Origin of the sequence: Aeromonas sp. QDB34, from assembly GCF_027705405.1 — a bacterium.
GTDB classification, from domain to species: domain Bacteria; phylum Pseudomonadota; class Gammaproteobacteria; order Enterobacterales; family Aeromonadaceae; genus Aeromonas; species Aeromonas hydrophila.
Genome location: NZ_JAPDBT010000019.1, coordinates 22,354 through 47,270, shown reverse-complemented (window position 1 = coordinate 47,270; position 24,917 = coordinate 22,354). Strand labels below are relative to the sequence as shown.

30 protein-coding genes are annotated in these 24,917 nt (G+C 62.4%); 19 read left to right on the top strand and 11 right to left on the bottom strand.

The annotated features are described in order from the left end of the window. Positions 1-19 precede the first annotated feature (19 nt). The 8 genes from thpR (at position 20) to panC (ending at position 6,925) form a co-directional block, all read left to right on the top strand. Positions 20-547 (top strand): RNA 2',3'-cyclic phosphodiesterase, encoded by a 528-nt coding sequence (thpR, locus tag OKC29_RS18885; protein WP_162275833.1) that lies wholly within the window; start codon positions 20-22, stop codon positions 545-547. A gap of 42 nt (positions 548-589) precedes the next feature. Beyond that, a complete protein-coding gene (gene sfsA, locus OKC29_RS18880; protein WP_073351604.1) occupies positions 590-1,333 on the top strand; it encodes a DNA/RNA nuclease SfsA in 744 nt (247 codons plus the stop codon). 119 nt (positions 1,334-1,452) lie between these two features. Further along, positions 1,453-1,902 (top strand): RNA polymerase-binding protein DksA, encoded by a 450-nt coding sequence (dksA, locus tag OKC29_RS18875; protein ID WP_005304459.1) that lies wholly within the window; start codon positions 1,453-1,455, stop codon positions 1,900-1,902. Positions 1,903-2,015: 113 nt separating this feature from the next. Continuing rightward, positions 2,016-2,924 (top strand): tRNA glutamyl-Q(34) synthetase GluQRS, encoded by a 909-nt coding sequence (gene gluQRS / locus OKC29_RS18870; RefSeq protein ID WP_162275773.1) that lies wholly within the window; start codon positions 2,016-2,018, stop codon positions 2,922-2,924. Positions 2,925-3,068: 144 nt separating this feature from the next. After that, entirely contained in the window at positions 3,069-4,568 is a 1,500-nt protein-coding gene (gene pcnB / locus OKC29_RS18865; protein ID WP_073351606.1) for a polynucleotide adenylyltransferase PcnB, read from the top strand. A gap of 11 nt (positions 4,569-4,579) precedes the next feature. After that, a complete protein-coding gene (folK, locus tag OKC29_RS18860) occupies positions 4,580-5,089 on the top strand; it encodes a 2-amino-4-hydroxy-6-hydroxymethyldihydropteridine diphosphokinase (protein ID WP_016351886.1) in 510 nt (169 codons plus the stop codon). Further along, positions 5,086-5,880, top strand: coding sequence for a 3-methyl-2-oxobutanoate hydroxymethyltransferase (gene panB / locus OKC29_RS18855; RefSeq protein WP_073351608.1), 795 nt, complete (start codon positions 5,086-5,088; stop codon positions 5,878-5,880). The genes folK and panB overlap by 4 nt, the downstream gene beginning before the upstream one ends. A 187-nt stretch (positions 5,881-6,067) precedes the next feature. After that, positions 6,068-6,925 carry a pantoate--beta-alanine ligase gene (panC, locus tag OKC29_RS18850; RefSeq protein ID WP_073351610.1) on the top strand — a complete coding sequence of 286 codons (858 nt, stop codon included), beginning with the start codon at positions 6,068-6,070 and terminating at the stop codon, positions 6,923-6,925. A 64-nt stretch (positions 6,926-6,989) separates the two neighbouring features. On the opposite strand, the gene OKC29_RS18845 is transcribed toward panC, so the two are convergent. The 8 genes from OKC29_RS18845 to hpt form a co-directional block, all read right to left on the bottom strand. Next, on the bottom strand, positions 6,990-7,517 hold the full coding sequence (locus OKC29_RS18845) for a rhodanese-like domain-containing protein (RefSeq protein WP_039214507.1): 528 nt from the start codon (positions 7,515-7,517) through the stop codon (positions 6,990-6,992). A gap of 1 nt (position 7,518) precedes the next feature. Beyond that, on the bottom strand, positions 7,519-7,941 hold the full coding sequence (locus OKC29_RS18840; protein ID WP_049047522.1) for a MauE/DoxX family redox-associated membrane protein: 423 nt from the start codon (positions 7,939-7,941) through the stop codon (positions 7,519-7,521). A gap of 62 nt (positions 7,942-8,003) precedes the next feature. After that, positions 8,004-8,264, bottom strand: a complete 261-nt coding sequence (locus OKC29_RS18835) for a DUF3343 domain-containing protein (RefSeq protein WP_043168093.1) — start codon at positions 8,262-8,264, stop codon at positions 8,004-8,006. Further along, positions 8,261-9,043, bottom strand: coding sequence for an acyl-CoA dehydratase activase (locus OKC29_RS18830; RefSeq protein WP_049047525.1), 783 nt, complete (start codon positions 9,041-9,043; stop codon positions 8,261-8,263). Before OKC29_RS18830 ends, OKC29_RS18835 begins: the two co-directional genes overlap by 4 nt. 9 nt (positions 9,044-9,052) lie before the next feature. Next, complete coding sequence (locus tag OKC29_RS18825) at positions 9,053-10,204, bottom strand: double-cubane-cluster-containing anaerobic reductase (protein WP_123785043.1); 1,152 nt, start codon at positions 10,202-10,204, stop codon at positions 9,053-9,055. A gap of 234 nt (positions 10,205-10,438) precedes the next feature. Next, entirely contained in the window at positions 10,439-11,212 is a 774-nt protein-coding gene (locus tag OKC29_RS18820) for an ABC transporter permease (protein ID WP_005304632.1), read from the bottom strand. Then, complete coding sequence (locus OKC29_RS18815) at positions 11,209-12,126, bottom strand: ABC transporter ATP-binding protein (RefSeq protein ID WP_016351893.1); 918 nt, start codon at positions 12,124-12,126, stop codon at positions 11,209-11,211. Before OKC29_RS18815 ends, OKC29_RS18820 begins: the two co-directional genes overlap by 4 nt. A 111-nt stretch (positions 12,127-12,237) precedes the next feature. Further along, positions 12,238-12,768, bottom strand: coding sequence for a hypoxanthine phosphoribosyltransferase (hpt, locus tag OKC29_RS18810; RefSeq protein WP_024945753.1), 531 nt, complete (start codon positions 12,766-12,768; stop codon positions 12,238-12,240). A gap of 200 nt (positions 12,769-12,968) precedes the next feature. On the opposite strand from hpt, the gene OKC29_RS18805 reads away from it, so the two are divergent. Then, on the top strand, positions 12,969-13,583 hold the full coding sequence (locus tag OKC29_RS18805; protein ID WP_011707289.1) for a TetR/AcrR family transcriptional regulator: 615 nt from the start codon (positions 12,969-12,971) through the stop codon (positions 13,581-13,583). Between the two features lie 74 nt (positions 13,584-13,657). On the opposite strand, the gene OKC29_RS18800 is transcribed toward OKC29_RS18805, so the two are convergent. Next, complete coding sequence (locus OKC29_RS18800; protein ID WP_073351614.1) at positions 13,658-14,269, bottom strand: flavin prenyltransferase UbiX; 612 nt, start codon at positions 14,267-14,269, stop codon at positions 13,658-13,660. After that, positions 14,266-15,636, bottom strand: coding sequence for a UDP-N-acetylmuramate:L-alanyl-gamma-D-glutamyl-meso-diaminopimelate ligase (gene mpl, locus OKC29_RS18795; RefSeq protein WP_073351615.1), 1,371 nt, complete (start codon positions 15,634-15,636; stop codon positions 14,266-14,268). Before mpl ends, OKC29_RS18800 begins: the two co-directional genes overlap by 4 nt. 178 nt (positions 15,637-15,814) lie before the next feature. Here mpl and ppa point away from each other — a divergent pair, with 178 nt between their 5' ends. Beyond that, complete coding sequence (ppa, locus tag OKC29_RS18790; RefSeq protein WP_011707292.1) at positions 15,815-16,345, top strand: inorganic diphosphatase; 531 nt, start codon at positions 15,815-15,817, stop codon at positions 16,343-16,345. A gap of 25 nt (positions 16,346-16,370) precedes the next feature. On the opposite strand, the gene OKC29_RS18785 is transcribed toward ppa, so the two are convergent. Further along, positions 16,371-16,733 (bottom strand): hypothetical protein, encoded by a 363-nt coding sequence (locus tag OKC29_RS18785; RefSeq protein WP_024945755.1) that lies wholly within the window; start codon positions 16,731-16,733, stop codon positions 16,371-16,373. A 124-nt stretch (positions 16,734-16,857) separates the two neighbouring features. Between OKC29_RS18785 and OKC29_RS18780 the strand changes: the two genes are divergently transcribed. From OKC29_RS18780 to OKC29_RS18740, 9 genes are all read left to right on the top strand, one after another. Beyond that, entirely contained in the window at positions 16,858-17,736 is an 879-nt protein-coding gene (locus OKC29_RS18780) for a hypothetical protein (RefSeq protein ID WP_024945756.1), read from the top strand. Between the two features lie 257 nt (positions 17,737-17,993). Beyond that, positions 17,994-18,536: a YtfJ family protein gene (locus OKC29_RS18775; RefSeq protein WP_011707296.1), complete on the top strand. Its 543-nt coding sequence runs from the start codon at positions 17,994-17,996 to the stop codon at positions 18,534-18,536. A gap of 44 nt (positions 18,537-18,580) precedes the next feature. Beyond that, positions 18,581-18,871, top strand: coding sequence for a hypothetical protein (locus tag OKC29_RS18770; protein WP_042065544.1), 291 nt, complete (start codon positions 18,581-18,583; stop codon positions 18,869-18,871). Positions 18,872-18,906: 35 nt separating this feature from the next. Next, a complete protein-coding gene (locus OKC29_RS18765) occupies positions 18,907-19,509 on the top strand; it encodes a DUF2796 domain-containing protein (protein ID WP_073351617.1) in 603 nt (200 codons plus the stop codon). Between the two features lie 4 nt (positions 19,510-19,513). Next, the gene (locus OKC29_RS18760; protein WP_073351618.1) at positions 19,514-20,203 is read left to right on the top strand and encodes an ABC transporter ATP-binding protein; all 690 of its coding nucleotides are present in this window, start codon (positions 19,514-19,516) and stop codon (positions 20,201-20,203) included. Then, positions 20,197-21,444 (top strand): ABC transporter permease, encoded by a 1,248-nt coding sequence (locus OKC29_RS18755; RefSeq protein WP_073351621.1) that lies wholly within the window; start codon positions 20,197-20,199, stop codon positions 21,442-21,444. Before OKC29_RS18760 ends, OKC29_RS18755 begins: the two co-directional genes overlap by 7 nt. A gap of 29 nt (positions 21,445-21,473) precedes the next feature. Next, on the top strand, positions 21,474-21,953 hold the full coding sequence (locus OKC29_RS18750) for a DUF3299 domain-containing protein (RefSeq protein ID WP_073351625.1): 480 nt from the start codon (positions 21,474-21,476) through the stop codon (positions 21,951-21,953). Between the two features lie 139 nt (positions 21,954-22,092). Beyond that, positions 22,093-22,959, top strand: coding sequence for a TIGR03899 family protein (locus OKC29_RS18745; protein WP_024945761.1), 867 nt, complete (start codon positions 22,093-22,095; stop codon positions 22,957-22,959). Between the two features lie 265 nt (positions 22,960-23,224). Continuing rightward, positions 23,225-24,853 (top strand): methyl-accepting chemotaxis protein, encoded by a 1,629-nt coding sequence (locus OKC29_RS18740; RefSeq protein ID WP_073351628.1) that lies wholly within the window; start codon positions 23,225-23,227, stop codon positions 24,851-24,853. The last annotated feature ends 64 nt before the right edge of the window (positions 24,854-24,917 follow it).

Sequence of the window (24,917 nt, the reverse complement as noted above, 5' to 3'; positions counted from 1 at the left end):
AAGAGGCATGCTCACCCGAATGGCCAAACTCTTCTTTGCCCTGCCCGCCGAGGCGCTGGCACCCGATCTCGTCGCCTGGCGCGACCAGCTGCCCTGGCCGGGTCAACCGGTGCCCGCCGCCAATCTCCACCTGACGCTGGCCTTCCTCGGCGAAGCGGATCAGCTCACCACCACCCGCCTGATGGCCGCCGTCGAGCGCCAGCACTGCCCGCCGCTCACCATAGCGCTCAATGAAACCGGCTGGTTCGGCCGCGCCAAGGCCGCCTGGGTCGGCCCGACGGAGTGGCCCAACGAGCTCACCGTGCTGGCCAGGGCGCTGCGTCGCCACGGCGAGAAACTGGGGCTTGGCAACGGCGAACAGGGCTATCGCCCCCACGTCACCCTGTCGCGCAAGGCGAGCGAACCGCCGGCGCTGCTGCCCGCCCCCGATTTCGTGCTGCAGGCCGACCGCTTCTTCCTCTATCAATCCCTCTCCACCCCGGACGGGGTGCGCTACGAGCCCCTCGCCTGCTGGCCGCTGCGGACCAGAGAGAAAATGGCATCCTGACCGGCGGCCATGCCCAGATTCATTGATTAAGAGAGCCATACCATGATCTTCGATCCCCCCCTGCAATCCGGGCAGCTGGTCTCCCGTTACAAGCGCTTCCTGACCGATGTGCAGCTCGACAACGGCGAAGTGATCACCATCCACTGCGCCAATACCGGCGCCATGACCGGCTGTGCCGAACCGGGCACCCGGGTCTGGTACTCCACCTCAGACAATCCCAAGCGCAAGCTGCCCCACAGCTGGGAGATCGCCGAGAGCCCGGCCGGTCACTTCATCTGTGTCAACACGGCCCGCGCCAACCAGCTGGCTCGCGAGCTGATCGAGCAGGATGCCCTCGCCCCGCTGCGCGGCTATGCCAGGCTGCGCACCGAGGTGAAATACGGCGAAGAGAACAGTCGCATCGATCTGCTGCTGGAAGATGACCACCGGCCGGCCTGTTATATCGAGGTGAAATCGGTGACCCTGCTCGACGAGCGGGAGCAACCCGGCATGGGCTACTTCCCCGATGCGGTCACCACCCGTGGCGCCAAGCACTTGCGTGAATTAATGGCCATGAAGGCGGCAGGCCACAGAGCCGTGCTGTTATTTATGGTTTTGCACTCCGGAATCATGAGAATGCGCCCGGCAGCGCATATAGATCCGCACTATAGTCTGCTTATTGAGCAAGCAATTACGGCAGGGGTTGAAATTTTATGCTATCGACCCCATGTTGGGGTGCAGAGCATGGTGGCGCAAGATTTTATCCCGTTTGAATCTTGTCACCTGCTACCCGAGGGCAGCGAATAAATGTTGGAGTGGGTAACATTATTGGTACGGCTTGTTTGCCTCCAAGTTACCCTTCTGCTATAGATGTCGCCCTCAATTTATGGATGGCACGGGTAGCGTGCTGAATTAGGAGACAGGGCATGCCAACAGGCGAAAACAGGAAATCTCTGGGCCCCCTGGCCATTGCGGGTGTGGCGCCTTACCAGGAAAAACCGGGTGAGGAGTACATGAATGACCAACAAAAGGCACATTTTCGCAAGATCCTGGGAGCCTGGCGCAACCAACTGATGCAGGAAGTTGACCGCACCGTTGACCATATGAAGGATGAGGCTGCCAACTTTCCGGATCCCGTGGATCGCGCCGCGCAAGAAGAAGAGTTCGCTCTTGAACTGCGTACCCGCGACCGTGAGCGCAAGCTGATCAAGAAGATCGAGAAAACCTTGCTGCTGCTCGAAGACGATGACTTCGGTTACTGTGAACACTGCGGTATCGAGATCGGTATCCGCCGTCTGGAAGCCAGACCCACCGCCGACCTCTGTGTCGACTGCAAGACCCTGGCTGAAATCAAGGAAAAACAGATGGCCGGTTGATACCGACCTCTGGCATAACAGAAAAAAGGGAGCTCGCGGGCTCCCTTTTTTATTGAGCTTTTGGCCGGGCCGTCCCAGAATGCAGCCTCAATGTCCCGTTTGCCCGAATCTGCATGCCCGTGAATACCATCCCCTCGTCCCAGACCCGCCCTTATATCGGCCGCTTTGCCCCCTCCCCCTCAGGCCCGCTTCACTTCGGCTCCCTGATCGCGGCGCTCGGCAGTTTCCTGCAGGCCAGGGCACGGCAGGGGCGCTGGCTGGTGCGCATCGAAGATATCGATCCGCCGCGGGAGATGGCGGGGGCCGCCCCGCTCATTTTGCAGACCCTGGAGGCCCATGGCCTGCAGTGGGATGGCGAGGTGATGTACCAGAGCCGGCGCCACAGCCGCTATGACGAGATCATCGACCAGCTCTACCGGGCCGGCGATCTCTACTGGTGTCGCTGCACCCGGCGCGAAATCATGGCGAGCGGCGGCTTTTACAACGGGCACTGCCGCACTCTTGGGCTGACCGCAGAGGGCTCTGCCGCCCGCGTGCGCCAACACCACCCGGTGTACGATTTTGTGGACGGGCTGCAGGGCCGCATTGCGGTGCCGGCGGCGCTGGCCGAGGAAGATTTCATCGTGCGCCGGCGCGATGGCCTCTATGCCTACAACCTGGCGGTAGTGGTGGACGACATGGATTGCGGCATCACCGAGATAGTGCGCGGTGCCGATCTGCTGGAGCCGACGGTGCGCCAGATCGCCCTCTACCAGACCCTGGGCGCCCCCGTGCCCGCCTGGGTGCATCTGCCGCTGGCGGTGCAGGCCGACGGCAACAAGCTCTCCAAGCAGAATCACGCACCGGCGCTGGCACAGGACGAGGTGCGCCCGGCCCTGTGGCAGGCGCTGCACTTTCTCGGCCAGTGCCCGCCCCCCGAGCTGATGGCGAGCCGGGTGGACGAGATTATCGACTGGGGCATCGCCCACTGGCAGTTGGCCCGGGTGCCTGCCAGCGAGAAGATCCAGCTGGCTGATTACTGAGTCGCGCAGGCAATTTTGGTTTGATTGAACGTAAATCGCCGCTGTTGGCCGTGATTTTGTCGGGATAATCCGAGTCAAACGAGATCAATTGCCAGCACGGTTTTTCATTTGGTTAGGCGTGAGCTATGATAGGCCGCTATTTTTTTGGCCTCCCGTCAATTTGAAGTCATAACGAGGTGTACCATTTTTTCCCAGATCGCAAACTTTTGCCGCAAAGTGCTCGGCAAGGAAGACGGCGAGCAGTCGGCGGAGTCCCCCATTCCGGCCCGCGTCGCCGGGCAACGTCGTACCTTGAGCCGTGACCAGCACCCGATTTCGCGCAAAGAGATCAGCGAGAATGCACTCAAGGTGCTCTATCGCCTGAACAAGGGGGGCTACGAAGCCTACCTGGTCGGCGGCGGAGTCCGGGATCTGCTGCTCGGGAAGACGCCCAAGGATTTCGACATCGCCACCGATGCGACGCCGGAGCAGATCAAGTCACTGTTCAGCAACTGCCGCCTGATCGGCCGCCGTTTCCGGCTGGCCCACATCGTCTTTGGTCGTGACGTGATCGAAGTGGCCACCTTCCGCGGTCACCACCATCAGGTCAATACCAGCAAACACGTGTCGGCCCAATCCGATGAAGGCATGCTGCTGCGCGACAACGTCTACGGCACCATCGAAGAGGATGCCGAGCGCCGCGACTTTACCGTCAACGCCCTCTATTACAGCGCCAAGGATTTCACCCTGCACGATTTCGAGGGCGGGCTGGAAGACTTGGCCGAGCGCAAGCTGGAGCTCATTGGCGATCCCGAGACCCGCTACCGCGAAGATCCGGTGCGGATGCTGCGCGCCGTGCGCTTCGCCGCCAAGCTGGACATGACCATCAGCCCGCGCACCGCCGCCCCCATCAAGGAGCTGGCGCCGCTGCTGCAGGATATTCCGGCGGCCCGCCTGTTCGAGGAAACCCTCAAGCTGTTCCTGGCTGGCGATGGCCTGGCCACCTACAAGCTGCTGCGCGAATATGGCCTGTTCCAACAGCTGTTCCCGCAGGTAGCGGCGCTGTTTACCCCGCACGGCAACTCGCCCTACGAGCAGTTCATCGAGCAGGCGCTGATCGATACCGACACCCGGGTCCGGGAAGACAAGCGCGTCACCCCCGCCTTCCTCTACGCCACCTTGCTGTGGGGCTGTGTCGAGGCCCGCGGCCGGGTGCTGGAGAACGAGAGCGGCCTGCCCTGGTATGACGCCTTCATGCTGGCGATCAACGAGGTGCTGGACAACCAGGTGCGGATCATCGCCGTCCCGCGCCGTTTCACCACCGATGTACGCGACATCTGGGCCCTGCAGCAGCGGCTGACCCGCCGTCAAGGCCGCCACCCCGAGCGGGCCATGGAACATCCCAAGTTCCGCGCGGCGTTTGACTTCCTGTTACTGCGCAACCGGGTCGAGCGCGGTCTGGGCGAGCTGGCCAGCTGGTGGGAACGCTACGTGGAGTCCAATCCGGACGTACGCCCGCAGCTGCAACGGGAGGCGACCCGCCGCCCGGCAAGCGGTGAGCGCGGTCAGGCCGGTGAGGCCCGCAGCAACGATGGCGAGAAGCGCAGCAGCAACAGCCGCAACCGTCGTCGCCCCCGTCGCCGCAAACCGAAAGCGACCGAGTGACAACTGACGTGATGACCGAGGTCTTCATCGCCATTGGTTCCAACCTGTCTGACCCGCTCGGTCAGGCTCGTCGCGCCGTCGCCGCTCTGGCAAGGTTGCCGGAATCCGTGCTGGTGCAGGCCTCGTCGTTTTACAGCAGCCGCCCCATGGGCCCTGCTGACCAGCCGGACTACGTCAATGCCGTGGCCCGGCTCAACACCCGGCTGACGCCGCTGGCGCTGCTGGATCAACTACAAAGCATCGAGCTGGAACAAGGACGTGTGCGCAAGGATGAGCGATGGGGGCCGAGAACCCTGGATCTCGATCTGCTGCTGTTTGGCGATCAGATCATCAGGCATGAACGCCTCATTGTTCCCCACTACGGCATGAAGGAGCGGGAGTTCGTGCTGCTGCCCCTGGCCGAGATTGCACCCGCTCTGGTACTGCCTTGCGGCACCCCACTCGCAGAACTGGTTGCCCGCTGCCCGCACAATGATCTTGCCATCATTGCCCCCGGTGCAGACGAACAGGAGCCTCTATGAGCAAGATCACCACCACCAACCTGCTGAAGATGAAGCAGGAAGGCCAACGAATCACCGCCATCACCGCCTATGATGCCACCTTTGCCAAGCTGTTCGACGACGAGGGCGCCCACGTGCTGCTCATCGGCGACTCGCTGGGCATGGTGCTGCAGGGGGGTCAGGATACCCTGGGCGTCAGCATGGATGAGATGGTCTATCACACCCGTTGCGTGGTGCGCGGCACCACCAACGCACTGGTGGTGACCGACATGCCGTTCATGAGCTATGCCACCCCGGAGCAGACCTATCAGAACGCCGCCCGGCTGATGGCGGCCGGTGCCCGCATGGTGAAAATGGAAGGGGGCGACTGGCTGTGCGACTCCATTCGCCACCTGACCCGCAACGGCGTGCCGGTGTGCGGCCACCTCGGCCTCACCCCGCAATCCGTGCACATATTCGGCGGCTTCAAGGTGCAGGGGCGCGACGAGTTCCAGGCCCAGGAGATCTACCGTCAGGCCCTCGAACTGCAGGCTGCCGGCATCCAGTTGCTGGTGCTCGAGTGCGTGCCCACTTCGCTGGCCGAGCGCATCAGCAAGGCGCTGCGCATTCCGGTGATCGGCATCGGTGCCGGCCCCGCCACCGACGGCCAGATCCTGGTGATGCACGATGCCTTCGGCATCACCTCCGGCTACGTGCCCAAGTTCACCAAGAACTTCCTGGCCGAGACCGGCGACATGCGTGCCGCCATCCGGCTCTATGTGAAGCAGGTGAGCGAAGGCACCTTCCCGGGCCCGGAACACTGCTTCAACTGATCCGATAGCGTGACGAGAGCGGGGGCCTGCGCCCCCGCTTCGCCCTCTGGTGCTGACTGAGCAACCCGTCTCTTGATGATTCATCCCAAGGTGACCTGTCGATGATGCTGCCCGTTGCCACTCCTTTCTTACCCATGCGGGCCCATACCGCCCGCCTCTCTTTGATCTTTTCGAAGGTGAACTGCTGATGTTGGTCGTTAACAATCCCGCCGCTCTGCGTGAACAGATCGGCCAATGGCGCCGTGAAGGGCTCACAATCGCATTCGTGCCCACCATGGGCAACCTGCATCAGGGCCATCTGACCCTGGTGAAAGAGGCGCACCACCACGCCGACAAGGTGGTGACCAGCATCTTCGTCAACCCGATGCAGTTCGACAAGGCCGAGGATCTCGCCAACTACCCGCGCACTCTGGAGCAGGACTGCGCCGCTCTAGAAGCAGCCGGGGTGGACATGGTGTTCACCCCGACCCCGGAGATCATGTATCCGCAGGGGCTCGCCAGTCACACCTTCGTCGAGGTGCCGGGCCTCTCCGGTCTACTGGAAGGGGCGCTGCGTCCGGGTCACTTCCGCGGTGTCAGCACCGTGGTCACCAAGCTGTTCAATCTGGTACAGCCGGATGTGGCCTGCTTCGGCCAGAAGGATTTCCAGCAGCTGGCGCTCATTCGCAAGATGGTGGCCGACATGGCGATGCCCATCCAGATCGTCGGCGTGCCCACCGTGCGGGCCGAGGACGGGCTGGCGCTCTCCTCGCGCAACGGCTACCTGACTGCGGCCGAACGGGCCCTGGCCCCTGAGCTCGCGCGCACCATGAACTGGATCGCCGAGCAGATTGAAGCGGGTGACCATCACCTGCCCTCCCTGGTGGCCCAGGCCAGCCAGCGTCTTGACAAGGCCGGTTTTCGGACCGACGCCATCGACATCGTCGATGCCGCCACCCTGGAAGCGGCCACCGACCAGAGCGAGCAGCTGGTGATCCTGATGGCGGCGTATCTCGGCAAGGCCCGCCTCATCGACAACCGGGTGGTGACGCTGGCCCGCCCCTGAGCCGCTGCGCCACTGACAACAAAGCCCGCATGTGCGGGCTTTGTTGTTTCTGAGCGTATCCGCCCTACTCGGCGGTAACCGGGTAACCCGCCCCTTTCCAGGCGAAGATGCCGCCCGGCACTCGATAGACCTGCTGATAGCCCTGGGTGACCGCCCAGGCGGCCCCGTTGTGGCTGCGGCCGCACTTGACGAAGCCGCAGTAGAACACCACCGGACGGGTCTTGTCGTCCCCCAGCAGGGCCAGCAACTGCTCGGGCGTGCCGCTCCCCTCGACGATCTGGCTCCAGTCATCGCCGGATTTGGCCTCCTTCACGAAGGCAAAATTCTTGGCCCCCTGGATGTGCTCCTTCTTGTAGGAGTCCTCGAACGGCATGGTGTCGATGATCACCAGCGCCTCGCCTTTATCCATCCGGGTTTTCAGCTCCGCCACGGTCAGCAGCTGATAGCCACCCTGCTGGGTCTCCTGGGAGAGCTGTACCGCCGCCTGCTCCAGCTTGGTCTCCTGCTCGAACTGGTTGTCGCCACAGCCACCGAGGGCAAAGCTGGCCGCAATCAGTGAGGCCATCAGGGTGCGGGATTGCAATCTCATCATGTCACTGCTCCTTTGGAACGGTAAAAACGGGGCGGGAGTGGCGCAGCAAGGCGCCCGCAAGCGTCAACAGCAGCAGATCCCGCACGAGGGCCTGTGGCAGCGAGCTGAGATCAGCCCTGCCAAGACAGCCGCAAGAGATGTCGAGCCCGATGGCGATGCCATAGCCCAACACCGGAATAAACAGGGCGAGCAGCCCGATCACCAGCCAGAGCCCCCAGCGCCGGTTGGCGATCACCGCGAGCCCGGCGCAGAGCTCCAGCCCGACAAGCCCCCAGACGGCAAGGGGAATGAACGGCGACCAGAGCAGGCCGAAGGCGCCGATCTGCTCGGCAAACAGCTCCGGCGCCGCCAGCTTGAACCCGGCGGAGGCGACGAAGAATCCCCCCAGCGCCAGCCTGACCAGCAGCCGCAGATACACGGCCATGGGATAGTTCTTTATCATCCATGCCCCCCACTGCCAACTCCCCGACCAGGCGTCACCATGCTCTAGCCGGCGGCCGGATAGCGGGCCAGTTCGCAATACTCACCGTCTTCGTCACAACGAAAAACGGCGGCGGTTTCGCCGCACTGGCACCACTGCTGCCACTCCTCGGGCGGGCAGTGCAGGCGGATGGCGAGGCCACAGCCGGCGCTGAGCCGGCGCGGTACGTCGCAGACCCGAAACGGATGAGGCTGCTGCTCCAGCCGCTTGCGCAGCCTGAGCGTGCCGAGGGTGGAGTGGAACAGGTAGAGGAACTCTGCGTTCATGACTTGCCTCCCGTGCGGGCACGCGCACCGAACAGGGCCGCCCCCAGCGCACCGGCAAACTGGGCGTCCGGGTGGGTGGCCACGTCGCAGCCCAATCCTTGCGCCAGATAGTGGCGGAAGGTGGCGCAGTGGCTGACGCCACCGGTAAAGAGCACCGTCGGTCTGGCACCGAGGCGGCCGATGAAGTTGGCGCTGCGCCGGGCCATAGAGCGGACGATGCCGGCCAGGATCGACTCGGCCGGAATGCCCGCCGAGCGCAGGCTGATCGCCTCCGACTCGGCAAACACGGTGCACATGCTGCTGATGTCGTGAGGCTCGGCCCCTTCCAGCAGCTCGTCGAGCTGTTCGACCCGCGCCCCCAGGGTGCGGGTGATCACCTCGAGAAAGCGGCCGGTGCCGGCGGCGCACTTGTCGTTCATCAGAAAGTCGGTGAGGTTGCCCTCGCCATCGAGCTGGATCACCTTGCTGTCCTGGCCGCCGATGTCGATGACGGTGTGTACCGACGGGCAGAGCAGGCGCGCCCCCAGCCCGTGGCAGGAGATCTCGGTGACCCGCCGATCGGCAAACGACGCCAGATCGCGGCCATAACCGGTCAGGGTCAGATGGGGGCGCTCTGGCAGCGCGGCCGAGAGCGTCTCCCAGCCTTGCTCGATGGCGGCCAGCGGACGAAAGGGGGTCGGCACCAGAAAGCGGCGGACGATGCGCCCGCCGTCCCTGTGGTCGAACAGGATCCCCTTGGTCGCGGTGGAGCCCGAGTCAATCCCGATGGTGAGTGACACGGCACCTCCTCACAGCATTTCGATAAAGGCGGCCAGCCGGGTGGCCAGTTGTCCCTTGTCGGCGCTGGAGTAGTCGGTCTCCACCGCCATGTAGGGAATGCCGTGGCGATCGCGCACGTGGCGTTTGATGGCGAGCGACTCCACCGCATAGGTGTGACAGGCCTGCAGGATCACGTCGATCACCCCGTCCGCCTGATACTCCTCCACCATCTGGCTCAGCAGCTTCATGCGCTGGTGGTTGGGGGAGATACAGGAGCAGCCGATGGCCAGATACTTGTCGGTCAGGGCATCGAACAGATCGCCCTCCTCGCTGACACACTGCTCGGTCGCCTTGGCGCCGGTGCAGTTCTCGTAACCCACTACCCAGCCGCCGTGCTCCTCGATGAGACGCACCACCTTGTCGGCGGCGCCGCCGATGGGGCAGCCGGTGATGAGGATGCGCGGGCGGGCATCGAGCCGTTTGCCCTCGGCATACTCGGCCTTGACGCGGCGGGTCATCTCCTGCAGCTCGCTGATGAGCTGCTCCTTGTCGAAGCGGAAGGTGGCGCCATAGACCACCTTGAGGATGTCGGAGCCGCTCAGCGCCGGCGGGTTGAGCTGGCCCAGCCGGTAGAAGTCGGCCAGCGCGCGGCGCTCGCGGTTCTTCAGCACGATGGCGTCGCGCAGCGCCTGCTCGCTGATGGGGTTGCCGAATTGCTGCTCCAGCAACTCCTTGAAGCGGACGATTTCGCTGCGCCACAGGGTGCGGGAGGCCTCGTCATCGGCGCGGTTGGGCAGCTGCATCACATGCACCGGTTTGAACTCGGCCATGTACTCGTACATCTTCTTCTTGCCGTCGCAGGTGGTTTCTCCCACCACCAGATCGGAGAAGTAGAAGTAGGGGCACTTGTCGGTCTTGCCGAAACCGTAGCTGCTCTTGATGAGCGGACAGAGGTTGCGGGGCAAGTCTTTCTCGGCCTCCTCGATGGTCTCGTCGCTGGTGGAACAGAGCGATACCACCACGGCGCCGGCGGCCATCGCCACCTCCTGCGGCATGAAGGTGCAGTAGGTGCCGACCAGGGGGATCTGTCGCTCCTTGAGTGCCATCACGGCCAGAAAGCCCTGACGGCGGGCATCTGAAAAACTGTCAAAAATGGCTGGCAACTCGGTGATCAGTGACATAGGCGATCCTGCCCTGGTGAGAAAAAGAAGAGACGGAGGGCCTCCATTGTGCAGACCTTCCAACCGCGGGAATTATACCTTTGGGGGTAATCTGAAAATTGCGGTGGATCACAAGGTGCCGGATAAAACCTTGATAAGAAGGTGGTTATTGACCCTGTTCGAGAGGGGGCCAGTACAGGGGAGGGAAAAGAGGCGACAAAAAAACGGGCACCCCAGGGTGCCCGTTGCATTCTATCAGTGGCGCAGCCCGGTGCCGCGGGAGATGAGCCACCAGGCCAGACCGTAGAGGGCCACGATGAAGCCAATGATGATGAGATAGGCGGTACCGAGCGGCACATCGGAGATCCCGAGGAAGCCGTAACGGAACGCGTTCACCATGTAGATGATCGGGTTCACCTGGGAGACCCCTTGCCAGAAGGGTGGCAGCAGGCTGATGGAGTAGAACACCCCGCCGAGATAGGTGAGCGGCGTCAGCACGAAGGTGGGGATGATGCTGATGTCGTCGAAGGTCTTGGCAAACACCGCGTTGATGAGGCCGCCCAGCGAGAAGAGGATGGCGGTCAGCAGCACGGTGAAGCAGACGCTGAACAGGTGGTGGATCTGCAGCGGCACGAAGAACAGCGACACCAGGGTGACGATGAGGCCGACACAGAGGCCGCGCGCCACGCCACCGCCCACGTAGCCGGCGATGATGACGTAGTTGGGCACCGGCGCCACCAGCAACTCCTCCACGTTGCGCTGGAACTTGGCGCTGAAGAAGGAGGAGGCGACGTTGGAGTAGGAGTTGGTGATCACCGACATCATGATGAGGCCGGGCACGATGAACTCCATATAGCTGAAGCCCCCCATGTCACCGATGCGGCCGCCGATGAGGTTGCCGAAGATGACGAAGTAGAGGCTCATGGTGATGGCGGGCGGCACCAGGGTCTGGATCCAGATCCGGGTGAAGCGGCTGATCTCCTTGGCCAGAATGCTCTTGAAGGCGATGTAGTAAGTGGTCAGATTCATGCTTTTCTCCCCTCCTCGACCAGGGTGACGAACAGCTCTTCCAGCCGGTTGGCCTTGTTGCGCATGCTCAATACCTGTACCTGCTGGCTCGACAGCTGCTCGAACAGGCTGTTGAGGGACTGGCTCTTGTCCAGATCCACCTCCAGGGTGCGCTCGTCCTGCATGCGGCCGTTGAACTCGGGCACGTTCGGTACGGCGGAGCCCGGCGCCAGATCCAGCATGAAGGTCTCGCGACCCAGCTTGCCCAGCAGATTCTTCATGCTGGTGTTCTCGATCAGGCGGCCCTTGTCGATGATGCCGATGTTGCGGCAGAGCATCTCCGCCTCTTCCAGATAGTGGGTGGTGAGGATGATGGTGACGCCCTGCTCGTTGAGATCCTTGAGGAAACTCCACATGGAACGGCGGATCTCGATGTCCACCCCGGCGGTCGGTTCGTCGAGGATCAACAACCTGGGCTCGTGCATCAGGGCGCGGGCGATCATCAGCCGGCGCTTCATGCCGCCGGAGAGGGTGCGGGCCGGCATGTCGCGCTTGTCCCACAGGTCGAGCTGGCGCAAGTACTTCTCGGCACGGATCTTGGCCTCGGCCCTCGGCACGCCATAGAAGCCGGCCTGATGGGTGACTATCTGGATCACCTTCTCGAACTGGCTGAAATTGAACTCCTGCGGCACCAGCCCGAGCTGGGCCTTGGCCTCTTCCAGGTGAGTGTCGATGTCGTAGCCGAACACCTTCACCTTGCCGGCGCTCTTGTTCACCAGCGAGCTGATGATGCCGATGGTGGTGGACTTGCCCGCCCCGTTGGGGCCGAGCAGCGCGAAGAAATCCCCCTGCTTGACGGTGAGATCGATGCCTTTAAGGGCTTCGACGCCCCCCTGATAGGTCTTTTTCAGGCCGCTGATTTCCAGTGCGTTCATTGCAACCCCTGTGATGGCGCATCCCATCTCGAGACAGAAAAGGCGGCCAAGGCCGCCTGCAGACAGAAAATGGCGCTCTGCCACCTCGCCCGTGATATTCCTGAACCTTGCTTACTCTTGCGGTACTACCTTGCCGATGAACTTCAGATTGCGGTACTTCTGGGCATAGTCGATGCCGCAGCCCACCACGAATTCATCGGGAATGGAGAAACCGATCCAGTCTACCGGTACCTGCACTTCACGGCGGGACGGCTTGTCCAGCAGGGTGCAGATGGCCAGGGATTTCGGCTCGCGCAGAGAGAGGATCTCGCGCACCTTGTTGAGGGTGTAGCCGGTATCGATGATGTCTTCGACGATCACCACGTCCTTCCCTTTGATGTCGTCATCCAGATCTTTGAGGATGCGCACGTCACGGGTGCTGTGCATGCCGGAGCCATAGCTGGAGGCGGTCATAAAATCCAGGGTGATGGGCAGCTGGGACTGGCGGCACAGGTCGGCCAGGAAGATGCAGGAACCACGCAGCAGGCCGATCATGACCACTTCGTCAGAGCCCTGATAACGGGCGGTGATCTCTTCACCCAATTTGGCGATCCGGGCGGCGACTTCAGCCTCGGAGATCATCACCTCGACAGTGTGTTTCATCACTTACTCCATAATGGCCAAAGCGAATTTGGCCGTTCATTAACGTCAAAACCGATGATTCTACCATTCAAGCCGAAGGGCGTCAGGCATACGTGATGCTTTTATCGGCTTATTTTAATTGATAGAGTTAGCAGGCCCTCGGGCATTATCGGTGACAATACTATAAACACCATAATCAATAACTATTAGATGAAAAAACTATGGAACCACGCGCAGAAATAAGACGTCGAACCCGGCTTTCGCCGGAGGCCCGACGCAATCAATTGATGGAATGTGCCATCGAGGTGTTCTCCCGTCGCGGCATTGGCCGTGCGGGTCACGCCGAAATCGCAGAACAGGCCAAGGTCTCGGTTGCTACCGTGTTCAACTATTTCAACACCCGTGAAGAGCTGGTGGATGAAGTGTTGGCCGAGATCGAACGTTTCGTGCATCAGATGCTGGAACAGGCCTACACCGGCCAGGGCCCGGTCAGCGACAGCATTCGCCGCCACGTGAAGCTGTTCGTCGACGCCGCCTACGATCAGCCTGACCACGCCAGCATCTGGCTGGAGTGGAGCTCATCGGTGCGGGAAGAGGTCTGGCCCCGTTACGCCAAGCTGCTGGACAAGGCACTGGAGCGCATTGCACCCCACCTGCAACGCGCCATGGATGCTGGCGAGATCCAGAGCGTGCTGTCCGCCCAGGACCTGGCCCGCTCCCTGACCGGTTTTGGTTACGTCATGATGCAGATGATCAATCAGCCACAACGCCCTGACCGGGAAGAAGTGACCGATTTTCTGTTCAAGTACGTGACAGCCCCGATCCAGGCAGCCTAACCCGCTCCGTCAAAATAAAGCGGCGCCGAACTGTTCAGGTCGGCGCCGCTTTTGTTTGTCCGCTATCTCTCAGCTCACCCTTTGGCGTAGCCCCAGCGGCGGGTCAGATCGTGCTCGATCCCCAGATGATCGAGGATCCTCGCCACCATGAAGTCCACCAGATCCGCGATGCTCTTTGGCTCATGATAAAAGCCCGGCGCCGCCGGCATGATGGTCACCCCGAGCCGCGCCAGTTTCAGCATGTTCTCCAGGTGGATCGCCGAGAAGGGGCTCTCGCGGGGCACCAGAATGAGCTGGCCACGCTCCTTGATCACCACGTCCGCCGCCCGCTCCAGCAGGTTGTCGGAGGTGCCGTTGGCAATGGCCGACACGGTACCCATGGAGCAGGGACAGACCACCATCTGCCTGGGCGCCGCCGAACCGGAAGCCACCGGCGAGAACCACTCCTCCTTGCCGCAGGCGACTATCTGCCCCTCGCTGGCGCCATATTGACGACAGAGATAGGCAGAGAGCTCTTTGGGCGAGCCGGGCCACTCCTGCTGCTGCTCGGTCTTGAGCACCACACGAGCCGCCGAGGAGGCGAGCAGGTAGACCCGATAATCCGCCTGCATCAGGCATTCCAGCAGGCGCAGGGCATAAGGGGCGCCGGAGGCGCCGGTCAGCGCCAGGGTGATCGCTTTGTTCATAGCTGGCCGTGATAGTCCTTGAGGCGGGCGATCAGCTTGTCATGAATGCCGCCGAAGCCACCGTTGCTCATGATCAGAATATGATCGCCATCGCGGCACTCGGCCACCAGCCGGTTGATCAGAGTCTCCAGATCGTTGAACACCTTGGCCGGTCGGGTCATGTGGGCGGTCACCTCGCCGAGATCCCAGCCGATGTTGGGCGGCTGGAAGAAGAACACCTCGTCGGCGCCATCGAAGCAGCCAGCCAGCTCCTCCTTGTGAACCCCCAGCTTCATGGTGTTGGAGCGGGGCTCCAGCACCGCCAGGATGCGGGCCTTGCCCACCTTGGCGCGCAGTCCGCCGAGGGTGGTCTCGATGGCGGTGGGGTGATGGGCAAAGTCGTCATAGACGCTGATGCCAGCTACCTCGCCTTTGAGCTCCATCCGCCGCTTGGGGGACTTGAACTGACAGAGCGCCGCAATGCCGTGCTCCACCATGATGCCGGCATGGCGGGCGGCGGCGATGGCCATCAGGCCGTTGTTGACGTTGTGCTCGCCGATGCACTCCCAGTGCACCTCGCCCTGCTTCACCCCGTCCAGCCACACCTCGAAGGCGGAGCCGTCGTCGGCCAGCTTGACCGCCTTCCACTGGGCGTCGTCCTGACCCACCAGCTCCACTTCGCTCCAGCAGCCCATCTTGCGCACGGCGGCGAGGTTCACGTCCCCCTTGGGGAACAGCACCCGGCCGTTGCTCGGCACGGTGCGCATCAGGTGGTGGAACTGACGCTGGATGGCGGCGAGATCCGGGAAGATGTCCGCGTGGTCGAACTCTAGGTTGTTCATCACCAGGGTGCGCGGGTGGTAGTGGACGAACTTGGAACGCTTGTCGAAGAAGGCGCAGTCATATTCGTCCGCCTCGATAACGAAGAAGGGGGCGGAGCCGAGACGGGCGGAAACCGGGAAGTTACCGGGCACGCCGCCGATGAGAAAGCCGGGCTCCAGCTTGGCGTATTCGAGCACCCAGGCCAGCATGCTGGCGGTGGTGGTCTTGCCGTGGGTGCCGGCGACGGCCAGTACCCAGCGATCCTGCAGCACGTGCTCCAGCAGCCACTGGGGGCCGGAGATGTAGGGCAGATTGCGATCCAGCACATACTCCACACAGGGGTTGCCGCGGCTCATGGCATTGCCGACCACCACCAGATCCGGCGCCGGATCGAGCTGGGAGGGGTCATAGCCCTCGGTCAGTTCGATGCCCTGTTGCTCGAGCTGAGTACTCATGGGGGGATAGACGTTGGCATCCGAACCGGTCACCCGGTAACCAAGCTGTTTTGCCAACACCGCCAGACCACCCATGAAGGTGCCGCAGATCCCGAGGATGTGAATGTGCATACCGCTGCCTTTTCCAGTAAAGGGAGTGCGCATTCTAGCAAGGTGACGGCAATTTGGCAGACCCAAGCTGTGCGGTATCCACCAACTCTGTCGCAGTGGCCCTGAAATATGGTCATTTGACGCGACATCGCTATAATATCGGCCTGCAAACTTGACTCCAACACTCAAAGGAAACGTCATGAGCCTGAACCTGGTCCCGGCTGGCAAGAGCCTGCCCGACGACATCTACGTCATCATCGAAATCCCGCAGAATGCCGACCCGATCAAATACGAAGTCGACAAGGACAGCGGTGCCATCTTCGTCGATCGCTTCATGTCTACCCCGATGTTCTACCCGTGCAACTACGGTTACGTGAACGCCACCCTGTCTCTGGATGGTGATCCGGTCGACGTGCTGGTGCCGACTCCCTACCCGCTGCTGGCCGGCTCCGTCATTCGCTGCCGCCCGGTTGGCGTGCTGAAGATGACCGACGAATCCGGTGAAGATGCCAAGATCGTGGCCGTTCCGCACTCCAAGCTGACCAAGCAGTACGATCACATCAAGGATGTGAACGATCTGCCCGAGCTGCTGCGCGCCCAGATCCAGCACTTCTTTGAGCGCTACAAAGAGCTGGAAGCAGGCAAGTGGGTCAAGGTTGAAGGCTGGGGCGACAAGGCCGCTGCCGAAGCCGAGATCATCAGCTCTGCCGAGCGTTACGCTGCCAAGTAAGCGTATCTCTCGTGAAAAAGGCGCCTCAGGGCGCCTTTTTTATGGGCTGTTGCGGGCGCTGACCCGGCGTCACACCGGCAGGATCCCCCTGGATATAAATGTCGCGCCCATCCTGTCGATAGGGCCGGTAGTAGTCTCCTCCGCAGCGATAGCTGCCATCCTGATCGCTCATCAGCTCGCAGTTCACCGGCAGCACCTCCAGCCACTTGATGGCCTGCTGGAAACGCAACCACTCCTGCCACTCATGCTCCCGCGCCAGCTTGTCCCGCAGGGCAAAGGTATCGGCGCTGGACATCCCCTGGTTGACGATGACCGGCCCCGCCGCGGCCGGCAAGGTGGCCAACAGCAGCAACAACGGTGTGATTCGCTTCATGACGGTTTCCTGCATGACTTATTTCCAGAATTAAATTAAAAGCCCGATCAATCTGTTATCAAAATCACAAATGCCAGACTCATCCAAAATCGGCCAGCTCACCTAGTTGTTTATTATCACCCCGAGCAGGATGCACATCATGAAACTGGCACAAGGTCTGTTGTTGAGTCTAGTGTTCGCGTCCATGGCAGGGGCCAACGAGGTCACCCTGAGCTGGCAGTGGCAATCGGCCGACGGCCAGCAGAAGCATCTGCTACTGAACACGGATGAGCGGGTCATCTCCGCCAGCCGCCACGAGATGAGCCTGCTCGATGCCTCCCTCAACTATCCGCTGGAGACCCTCTACTCCTACATCAGTCCGCGGCTCTACAACAGCATCAACCTGATCAATCAGACCAGCCCCGAGACCGCCACCAAGTTTCGCAATCTGGAGCAGGCCTTCACCCTGCACGACGACAGCATGGAGTCGACCCTGTTCTGGCAGGCCTATCAGCAATATCAGGACGATGCCTTCTATCAGATGCGGGTAGTGCCCTGCGTTCATCCCGCCAATCGCAAGCTGCCCTGTGTGCGTCCCAACTATTCGCAGCTGTTCTACCAGTTCAAGGGCGACCTGAGGCCCCTGGCAAAACAGTTCCTGGCCAAGGATCTGGCCACCAGCGTCGGCCTGCTGCAGGAGTGGCTGAGCGGCATTCCCACCCCACCCGAGCAGATGGACCACTTCGCGCCGCCACTGCAAGCCTTGCAGAGCAACAAGGCTGACAGCGACGAGAAGGCGCTGTTGATGGCAAGCCTGCTGGCCGAACTGGCGCCCCAGTACATGCTCAGCATCATCTACCCGAACATCAGCATCGGCAGCGTCTCGCCGGCCTGGCTCGCCATTACCGCCGACAGCGGCCTGAAAGGGGATACGGTGGTGATCGGCAACCAGCGCCACATTCTGCTGACCGGCTCGCCCCTGCTGGCCCAACAGATGACCATGGCCAAGATCCCGCTGGTAAGCGAACCGCTCTACTGAGCCCTCCCCCTCACCTTCTGTCTGGCTGCATGCCGCAGCCAGACTCCTCAAACCAGTTGATAAGCAATTGATTTTTATCGACTGCGTGCCATTCTAGCCGCCTTTGCCAGCCAGGCTCCGCGCTGGCGGGCAGGCAAGCGGGCCAATCACACGTTTATTTAACACTTCTTAAACAGATCCGATCAGTTTAGGATGAGTACTGCCCCATTCCCTCAATGCAAAAATCGTTATAACATAACAAAAGGAGTGTCATCAGGATGAAACATCTCGTACTTACTCTGGCGCTGCTGCCAACCCTGGCCCTGGCTCACAACATCAAGGAGTCGGCCCAGGTGCCGCTGGTCAACATCAGCGACAAGGGTGAACTGGTTCTGAAAGAGAAAGAGATCAGCTATCAGCCCTGGCAAAGCAAGGTGCTGGCCGGCAAGGTCTTTCTGATCCAGCACATCGCCGGTCGTTCCAGCGCCAAGGAGCTCAACGCCCCCATGATCGAAGCGATCAAGGCGGCCAAGCTGCCCCACGACAAGTACCAGACCGTCACCATCATCAACAGCAATGACGCCATCTGGGGCACCTCCGGCTTTGTGAAGAGCAGTGCCGAGGACAGCAAGAAGGAATTCCCCTGGTCCGCCATGGTGCTGGATGCCAAGGGCATGGCCCGCAACGCCTGGGATCTGGCGCCGGAAAGCTCGGCCATCATCCTGCTGGACAAAGAGGGCAAGGTGCTGTTTGCCAAAGATGGCCAGCTCGATGCCAACAATATCGCTACCGTGATGGGGCTCATCAAGTCCCATCTCTAAGTCAGAGAGAAGGGGCGCTGATGGCGCCCCTTTGATAGGGGTCTATGGGTCGTACCAAGCTGAAAATCTGGTTGCTGCTGCTGGGCTGGTTGTGGTTGCAACCGGTGCTGGCACAACATCCGCTGGAAGCCGACCTGCCCGGCCACAACCACGCCTGCGTCCTCTGCGCCCTGCATCTGGATGGCAAGCTGGCACTCACCCCAACCCTGGTCATCCCCTCTTCACAAGTGGTCATCGGCAAGCTCGTTGATGCTGCCTTGCCCAAACCTCATGCCACCCCGTCAGGCCAGTGCCGCATTCGCGCGCCGCCACTGCTTCATCGCTTATCCGGCTAAATCCATTTTTCAATAAATTTTTCAAAGGATTAACGATGAAAGCAGTCACCCTGTTACTGGCGGCCGCCGCATTTGGCGTGCAGGCAAACCACGATGAACACGACAGTCACGGCCACGGCGCCCACGAGCACGGCCACGGTCACCTCAACCTGGTGCTCGATGGCAACCAGCTGATGATCGAGCTGCAGGCTCCCGCCGCCGATCTGGTGGGCTTCGAGCACGCCGCCAAGAGCGACGAGGAGAAGGCGCAATACGCCAAGGCCATGGCTCAACTCAAACAACCCGACGCCCTGTTTCGCTTCGACCCGGCCGCCGGCTGCAAGCTGACCCAGCAGGAGCTGCAAGCCGCCAAGGAAGATCACGATCATGACCATGACCATGACCATGACCATGACCATGACCATGACCACCAGCAGTCTGACGGCAAGCACGACGAACACCAGCACGACGACGCCGGTCACGCCGACATGGGCGCCATGTACACCTATACCTGCGCGACCCCAGCCAAGCTGACCGGGCTGGAGGCCACCCTGTTCAGCATCTATCCGAGCCTGGAGAAGCTGAGCGTGCAGGGCATCCTGCCCAGCGGCCAGACGGCAGCCGAGCTGACCCCCTCCACCAACAAACTGAGCTGGTAACGCCATGAAAAACGCCGTGGTTGAGATCCGCGATCTGGCCTTTGCCTGGCCGGGTCACGAGGTTGTACTCGATCTGCCCGCCCTCACCATCAGCGAGGGGGAGCGGGTGTTCATCAAGGGACCGTCGGGCTCCGGCAAGTCGACCCTGCTCGGCCTGCTGGCCGGGATCCAGACCGCCAACCACGGCACCCTGGAGGTGCTGGACCAGCCGCTGGCCCGGCTCTCTGGCCGTGCCCGCGACCACTTTCGGGCGGCCAATCTGGGTTACATCTTCCAACAGTTCAACCTGCTGCCATTTTTATCCGTGCAGGACAACGTCACCAGCGCCCTCACCTTCTCCCCCGAGAAGCGGGCCCGGCTGCAGGGCAGCCCGGCCGACGAGGCACGCCGCCTTCTGCGGGAATTGCAACTGCCCGAGGAGGCGCTGCACAGGCCCGTCCATGCCCTCAGCATCGGCCAGCAGCAGCGGGTGGCCGCCGCCCGCGCGCTGATCGGCTCACCGCCACTGGTGATCGCCGACGAGCCCACCTCGGCCCTCGATACCGACAACCGGGCCGCCTTCATCAAGCTGTTGTTCGAGGAGTGCGGCAAGCAGGGCTCGACCCTGATCTTCGTCAGCCACGACCCCTACCTCGAACCGCTCTTTCCGCGGGTGGAAAACCTGCAACAACTGAACAGGAGGGCATCATGCTGAAACTTGCCCTGCAAAGCCTCTGGGCCCGCCGCCTCACCGCCGGGCTCACCCTGCTGGCCGTCGCCATCAGCGTCACCCTGCTGCTCGGGGTGGAGCGAGTGCGCAACCAGGCGCGCGAAAGCTTCGCCAATACGGTGTCGGGCACGGATCTCATCGTCGGCGCCCGCTCCGGCCAGGTGAACCTGCTGCTCTACTCGGTGTTTCGCATCGGCAACCCCACCAACAACGTGGGCTGGGATGCCTATCAGGCCATCAAGAACCAGCGCGGCATCGCCTGGACCATCCCGCTTTCCCTCGGCGACTCCCACAAGGGGTTTCGCGTGCTCGGCACCAATGGCGACTACTTCACCCACCTGAAGTACGGCCAGCAGCAGGCGCTGGCGCTGCGTGAAGGGCGAGCGTTCGACACGCCGTTCGAGGCGGTGATCGGTGCCCAGGTGGCCGAGAAGCTCGGTTATCACCTGGGGCAGTCCATCGTCATCGCCCACGGCGCCGGCAATACCTCGTTCAGCCAGCACGACAACCTGCCATTCAAGGTGGTGGGGCTCCTGGCACCGACCGGTACCCCCATCGATCGCACCATCCACGTGCCGCTGGCCGGCATCGAGGCGATCCATCTGGGCTGGGACACCGGCCGTCACAGCAAGAACATGACTGCCGAGCAGGCGCTGGCGCAGGATCTCACCCCCAAGACCATCACCGCCTTCATGGTGGGGCTCAGCAACCGGATATTGGCGTTCCAGCTGCAGCGCAGCGTCAACACCTACCGGGGTGAGCCGCTGATGGCGATCCTGCCGGGGGCCGCTCTGCAGGAGCTGTGGAGCCTGATGAGCGTGGCGGAGACGGCGCTGTCGGTGATCGCCGGCTTCGTGGTGGTGGCGGGCCTCATCGGCATGCTGACCACCCTGCTGGCCGGTCTCAATGAGCGGCGCCGGGAGCTTGCCATCCTGCGATCCCTCGGCGCCGGCCCCGCCCACCTGTTCCTGCTGCTGGCACTGGAGGCGATGGCCCTCACCACCGCCGGCATCGCGCTCGGGGTGGCGGTGCTCTACCTGGGGCAGGGGCTTGCCACCCCCTGGCTGCTCAGCCACTATGGCCTGCAATTGAGCCTGGGGCTGCCGAGCGCCCACGAGTGGCTGCTGCTGGGGCTGGTCTGGCTGGCCGGCATGGTGATCGGCCTGTTGCCTGCGGCCCGCGCTTATCGCTACAGCCTGAGCGACGGCATGAGCATTCGCGTCTAGCCAGACGCCCATAAAAACGAGAAGGACAGATGATGAAGTGGAAAATTGTGGCGCTGCTGGCCGCCCTGCTGGCGCTGCCGGCCATGGCCGTGGAGTACAAGACCATCGACTGGGATGTGCTCATTCCCGCAGGTGAAAAACTGCTGCCGCCCCCCCAGGTGAGCCACGACGGCAACCTTGCCTCGGTGCCGCAGCCGGTGGGTGGGGTCAACCAGAAGCTGGACAACCAAGAGGTGCGCATCCCGGGCTTCGTGGTACCGCTGGAGGGAGATGCCAAGAAGATCACCGCCTTCCTGCTGGTGCCCTACTTCGGCGCCTGCATCCATGTGCCGCCCCCGCCCACCAATCAGGTGGTCTACGTGAGCTACCCCAAGGGGGCGCCGGTGGACGACCTATGGGACGCCATCTGGGTGAAGGGCAAGATGCACACGGTCAGCTCCAGCCACGAGATGGCCACCGCCTCCTACTCCATGGAGGCGGTCGAGGTGAGCGTCTACGAAGAGCAGTAACCAGGCACAAACGGCCTCCCGCGGGAGGCCGTTTTGTTATCCGCGACGACAGGATCCCCGCCAGCCCCTGCCTGAGGGATTGCCCGCCATCCCGGTTGGAGTAACATTCAAGGCTAGACCTTGCGATCACGGAGCCAGCATGGCTGACCTGCCCCCGCCCAAGAAAGAGAGTTCCATCCTGAGCAGCCAGGAGCAGACCCTGCGCCTGGCCCGCAGCCGCGGTATCGACGGCATGCTCACCCGCAACAGCGACAGCACCTTCGAGCAGCGCGCCACCTTTCGCCAGCTGGCGGATCAGGCCGCCCGCCAGCGCAACCTGGAAGCCATCATGGTGATGGCCTCCCGCCACTGCGAGGAGACAGCCGCCGGCGGCGAGATGGACAGCGACTGGCTGACCCGCTTCCTGCAACTGGCGGAAGACATCAGCATGGTGCCGATGCAGCAGCTGTGGGGCCGCATCTTCGCCATCGAGATCGCCACCCCAGGCCGCTTCTCCATCCGCGCGCTCTCCACCTTGAAGGAGATGACCCAGCGCGAGGCCCAGCTGTTCCAGCGCATCTGCTCCCTCTCCTGCCATTACGTGGGCAGCGACGAGCAGCGGCTGCTGCTGGGGCTGCACAAGGGAGCCAGCCTGCTCAGCCGCGCCCGGGTGACCCGGCTCGGCCTTGGCAAGTACCGCATCCCCTACAACGCCCTGCTGCAGCTGTTCGAACTCGGCCTGCTGCACCGGGGCGAGCTGGAATCCGGCCCGCTGCCCGCCGACGGGGTGGAGCTGGAGTTCGGCGATCAGCGCTGGCGGCTGCAGCGCAAGCAGGCCAACATCACCCTGCTCTACTACCGGCTGACCCCGGTTGGCAACGAGCTCGCTCAGCTGCTGCAAGAGCCGCCGCTGGAGGAGTACCTGCAGGATCTGAAAACCGTGCTGGTGCAGGGACTGCAGATCGAGACCATGATACTGACCCCGCCCGCCGGACCTGAGCCTGCCCCGGCCGACCCTGCCCCCTGATCCCCTGGAGCCCGTCCCACCGGGCTCCATCGTTTCGCGCACCGCCGCAGCATCTTGCGAAATATCGACCAGCCGTTGCCAAAACGGTTCTCGAAATGCGAATCCTTCTCCATTGTGCTGCCAATAATTGCCCTCCTGGCTGAGCCAGGCTGACTCGTTTCACCTTCATCACCCGCTATTCACAAAATAATCATCAATCTCTGCGTGCTGGCTCATGACTTGCATTTACCATACATCTTTCCAGCAACCCTGTTCCGGAGCCACCATGAGAATCAATCAACCCGTTACCCAGCGCGAACGCCTCTATCCGGAGCACCAGAGCCTGATCTCCACCACGGATCTGGAGAGCCGGATCACCTATGCCAACGACGAGTTTTGCCATATCGCCGGCTTCAATCTGGAGGAGCTGCAAGGGGAGCACCACAACCTGGTGCGCCACCCGGATATGCCCAAGCAGGCCTTCGCCGATCTCTGGCACCATATTCGGGCCGGCAAAAGCTGGATGGGGCCGGTGAAGAATCGCTGCAAGAATGGCGATCACTACTGGGTCAGCGCCTTCGTCACGCCGCTCAAGGATGCCCACGGCAAGGTGGTGGAGTATCAATCGGTGCGTACCGCCCCCAGTGAGGAGATCAAGCAGCGGGCCGAGCGCATCTATGCCGGGCTGCGCGCTGACAAGGCCCCGCTGGCGCTCAGGCTGCCGACCTTCTCCCACACCCTGGCGATCGGGCTCTGCCTGCTGCTGAGCCTGACGGCCATGGTTGCGCTGGGGTATCAACAGGCTGCGCTCTGGCAGCTGGCCCTGGCGGCCATACCGCTGCTGCTGGCAGCCATGATCACCCATGCCCTGGCCCGTCGCCTCGGCAAGCTCGACAAGATGGCCCGCAGCCGTTTCGACAACCCGCTGATGCAACTGCTCTACACCAACAAGGTCGACAACATCGCCGCCATCGAGCTCGCCATGCTGATGAATCAGGCCGAGTTCAACGCCGTGCTGGCGCGCACCCAGCAGACCTGCAGCCGGATCCTGCGCTCGGCCGAAGGCGATCTGCGCAATGCCGAGTCCATCACCAGCAACCTGCAGCAACAACAGGCCGAGACCAATCAGGTCGCCACCGCCATCACCCAGATGGCCGAGTCGATCCACGAGGTCTCCCACAGCTCCACCGCCGCCTCCGGCCTGCTCGATGAAACCGCCGAGCTGTTCCTGGAGGGCAACCGCAGCGTGCAGGAGACCATAGGGGCGGTCGAGGGGATGCACAGCGAACTCACCACCTCAAAAACGGTGATCCACACTCTGGCGGCACAGTGCCGGGACATCGACGGCATTCTCGATGTCATCAACAGCATCGCCAACCAGACCAACCTGCTTGCCCTCAATGCAGCCATCGAGGCAGCCCGGGCCGGCGAGGCGGGTCGCGGCTTCTCGGTGGTGGCGGACGAGATCAGATCCTTGGCCATCAAGACCCAGTCCTCCACCGGCGAAATCCAGAAGATGATCACCCTGCTGCAGGCCAGTGCAGGCAATGCCGAACTGGCGATGGAGAAAGGGGGCGCGCTCTCCGCCAGCTGCCAGCAGAAGGCCTCCGCCACCGGCACCATACTGCAGCAGATCAACAGCATGTTGCAGCAGGTCGCCTCCGGCAGCAACCAGATAGCCCAGGCCGTGCAGGAACAATCCCAGGTCACTGCCGATATCGATCGCAACGTGCTCAGCATCAAGACCCTGGCCGATGACTCAAGCCAAGGCAGCCAGCATGCCGTACAGGGCATCAACCAGCTGGTGCGGCAGCTGAGTGACCTGGACCGGCTGGTACGCCAGTTCCAGCAGCAGCCCGCCCCCCATCAATTCGACAACCCCAGACCCAGCGGCCAGGTAGTGCTGGCCCGCTGACCCCAAGAGCGTGCGCTAACAACAAAAAAAGGCCCCTGTCGTCACCGGCAGCGGGCCCATTTAT

What these genes read in the sequence shown, in the direction of transcription:
- thpR (WP_162275833.1), top strand. Translation starts at nt 20, where the DNA reads ATGGCCAAACTCTTCTTTGCCCTGCCCGCCGAGGCGCTGGCACCCGAT.
- sfsA (WP_073351604.1), top strand. Translation starts at nt 590, where the DNA reads ATGATCTTCGATCCCCCCCTGCAATCCGGGCAGCTGGTCTCCCGTTAC.
- dksA (WP_005304459.1), top strand. Translation starts at nt 1,453, where the DNA reads ATGCCAACAGGCGAAAACAGGAAATCTCTGGGCCCCCTGGCCATTGCG.
- gluQRS (WP_162275773.1), top strand. Translation starts at nt 2,016, where the DNA reads ATGCCCGTGAATACCATCCCCTCGTCCCAGACCCGCCCTTATATCGGC.
- folK (WP_016351886.1), top strand. Translation starts at nt 4,580, where the DNA reads ATGACCGAGGTCTTCATCGCCATTGGTTCCAACCTGTCTGACCCGCTC.
- panB (WP_073351608.1), top strand. Translation starts at nt 5,086, where the DNA reads ATGAGCAAGATCACCACCACCAACCTGCTGAAGATGAAGCAGGAAGGC.
- panC (WP_073351610.1), top strand. Translation starts at nt 6,068, where the DNA reads ATGTTGGTCGTTAACAATCCCGCCGCTCTGCGTGAACAGATCGGCCAA.
- OKC29_RS18845 (WP_039214507.1), bottom strand. Translation starts at nt 7,517, where the DNA reads ATGATGAGATTGCAATCCCGCACCCTGATGGCCTCACTGATTGCGGCC.
- OKC29_RS18840 (WP_049047522.1), bottom strand. Translation starts at nt 7,941, where the DNA reads ATGGCCGTGTATCTGCGGCTGCTGGTCAGGCTGGCGCTGGGGGGATTC.
- OKC29_RS18835 (WP_043168093.1), bottom strand. Translation starts at nt 8,264, where the DNA reads ATGAACGCAGAGTTCCTCTACCTGTTCCACTCCACCCTCGGCACGCTC.
- OKC29_RS18825 (WP_123785043.1), bottom strand. Translation starts at nt 10,204, where the DNA reads ATGTCACTGATCACCGAGTTGCCAGCCATTTTTGACAGTTTTTCAGAT.
- OKC29_RS18820 (WP_005304632.1), bottom strand. Translation starts at nt 11,212, where the DNA reads ATGAATCTGACCACTTACTACATCGCCTTCAAGAGCATTCTGGCCAAG.
- OKC29_RS18815 (WP_016351893.1), bottom strand. Translation starts at nt 12,126, where the DNA reads ATGAACGCACTGGAAATCAGCGGCCTGAAAAAGACCTATCAGGGGGGC.
- hpt (WP_024945753.1), bottom strand. Translation starts at nt 12,768, where the DNA reads ATGAAACACACTGTCGAGGTGATGATCTCCGAGGCTGAAGTCGCCGCC.
- OKC29_RS18805 (WP_011707289.1), top strand. Translation starts at nt 12,969, where the DNA reads ATGGAACCACGCGCAGAAATAAGACGTCGAACCCGGCTTTCGCCGGAG.
- OKC29_RS18800 (WP_073351614.1), bottom strand. Translation starts at nt 14,269, where the DNA reads ATGAACAAAGCGATCACCCTGGCGCTGACCGGCGCCTCCGGCGCCCCT.
- mpl (WP_073351615.1), bottom strand. Translation starts at nt 15,636, where the DNA reads ATGCACATTCACATCCTCGGGATCTGCGGCACCTTCATGGGTGGTCTG.
- ppa (WP_011707292.1), top strand. Translation starts at nt 15,815, where the DNA reads ATGAGCCTGAACCTGGTCCCGGCTGGCAAGAGCCTGCCCGACGACATC.
- OKC29_RS18785 (WP_024945755.1), bottom strand. Translation starts at nt 16,733, where the DNA reads ATGCAGGAAACCGTCATGAAGCGAATCACACCGTTGTTGCTGCTGTTG.
- OKC29_RS18780 (WP_024945756.1), top strand. Translation starts at nt 16,858, where the DNA reads ATGAAACTGGCACAAGGTCTGTTGTTGAGTCTAGTGTTCGCGTCCATG.
- OKC29_RS18775 (WP_011707296.1), top strand. Translation starts at nt 17,994, where the DNA reads ATGAAACATCTCGTACTTACTCTGGCGCTGCTGCCAACCCTGGCCCTG.
- OKC29_RS18770 (WP_042065544.1), top strand. Translation starts at nt 18,581, where the DNA reads ATGGGTCGTACCAAGCTGAAAATCTGGTTGCTGCTGCTGGGCTGGTTG.
- OKC29_RS18765 (WP_073351617.1), top strand. Translation starts at nt 18,907, where the DNA reads ATGAAAGCAGTCACCCTGTTACTGGCGGCCGCCGCATTTGGCGTGCAG.
- OKC29_RS18760 (WP_073351618.1), top strand. Translation starts at nt 19,514, where the DNA reads ATGAAAAACGCCGTGGTTGAGATCCGCGATCTGGCCTTTGCCTGGCCG.
- OKC29_RS18755 (WP_073351621.1), top strand. Translation starts at nt 20,197, where the DNA reads ATGCTGAAACTTGCCCTGCAAAGCCTCTGGGCCCGCCGCCTCACCGCC.
- OKC29_RS18750 (WP_073351625.1), top strand. Translation starts at nt 21,474, where the DNA reads ATGATGAAGTGGAAAATTGTGGCGCTGCTGGCCGCCCTGCTGGCGCTG.
- OKC29_RS18745 (WP_024945761.1), top strand. Translation starts at nt 22,093, where the DNA reads ATGGCTGACCTGCCCCCGCCCAAGAAAGAGAGTTCCATCCTGAGCAGC.
- OKC29_RS18740 (WP_073351628.1), top strand. Translation starts at nt 23,225, where the DNA reads ATGAGAATCAATCAACCCGTTACCCAGCGCGAACGCCTCTATCCGGAG.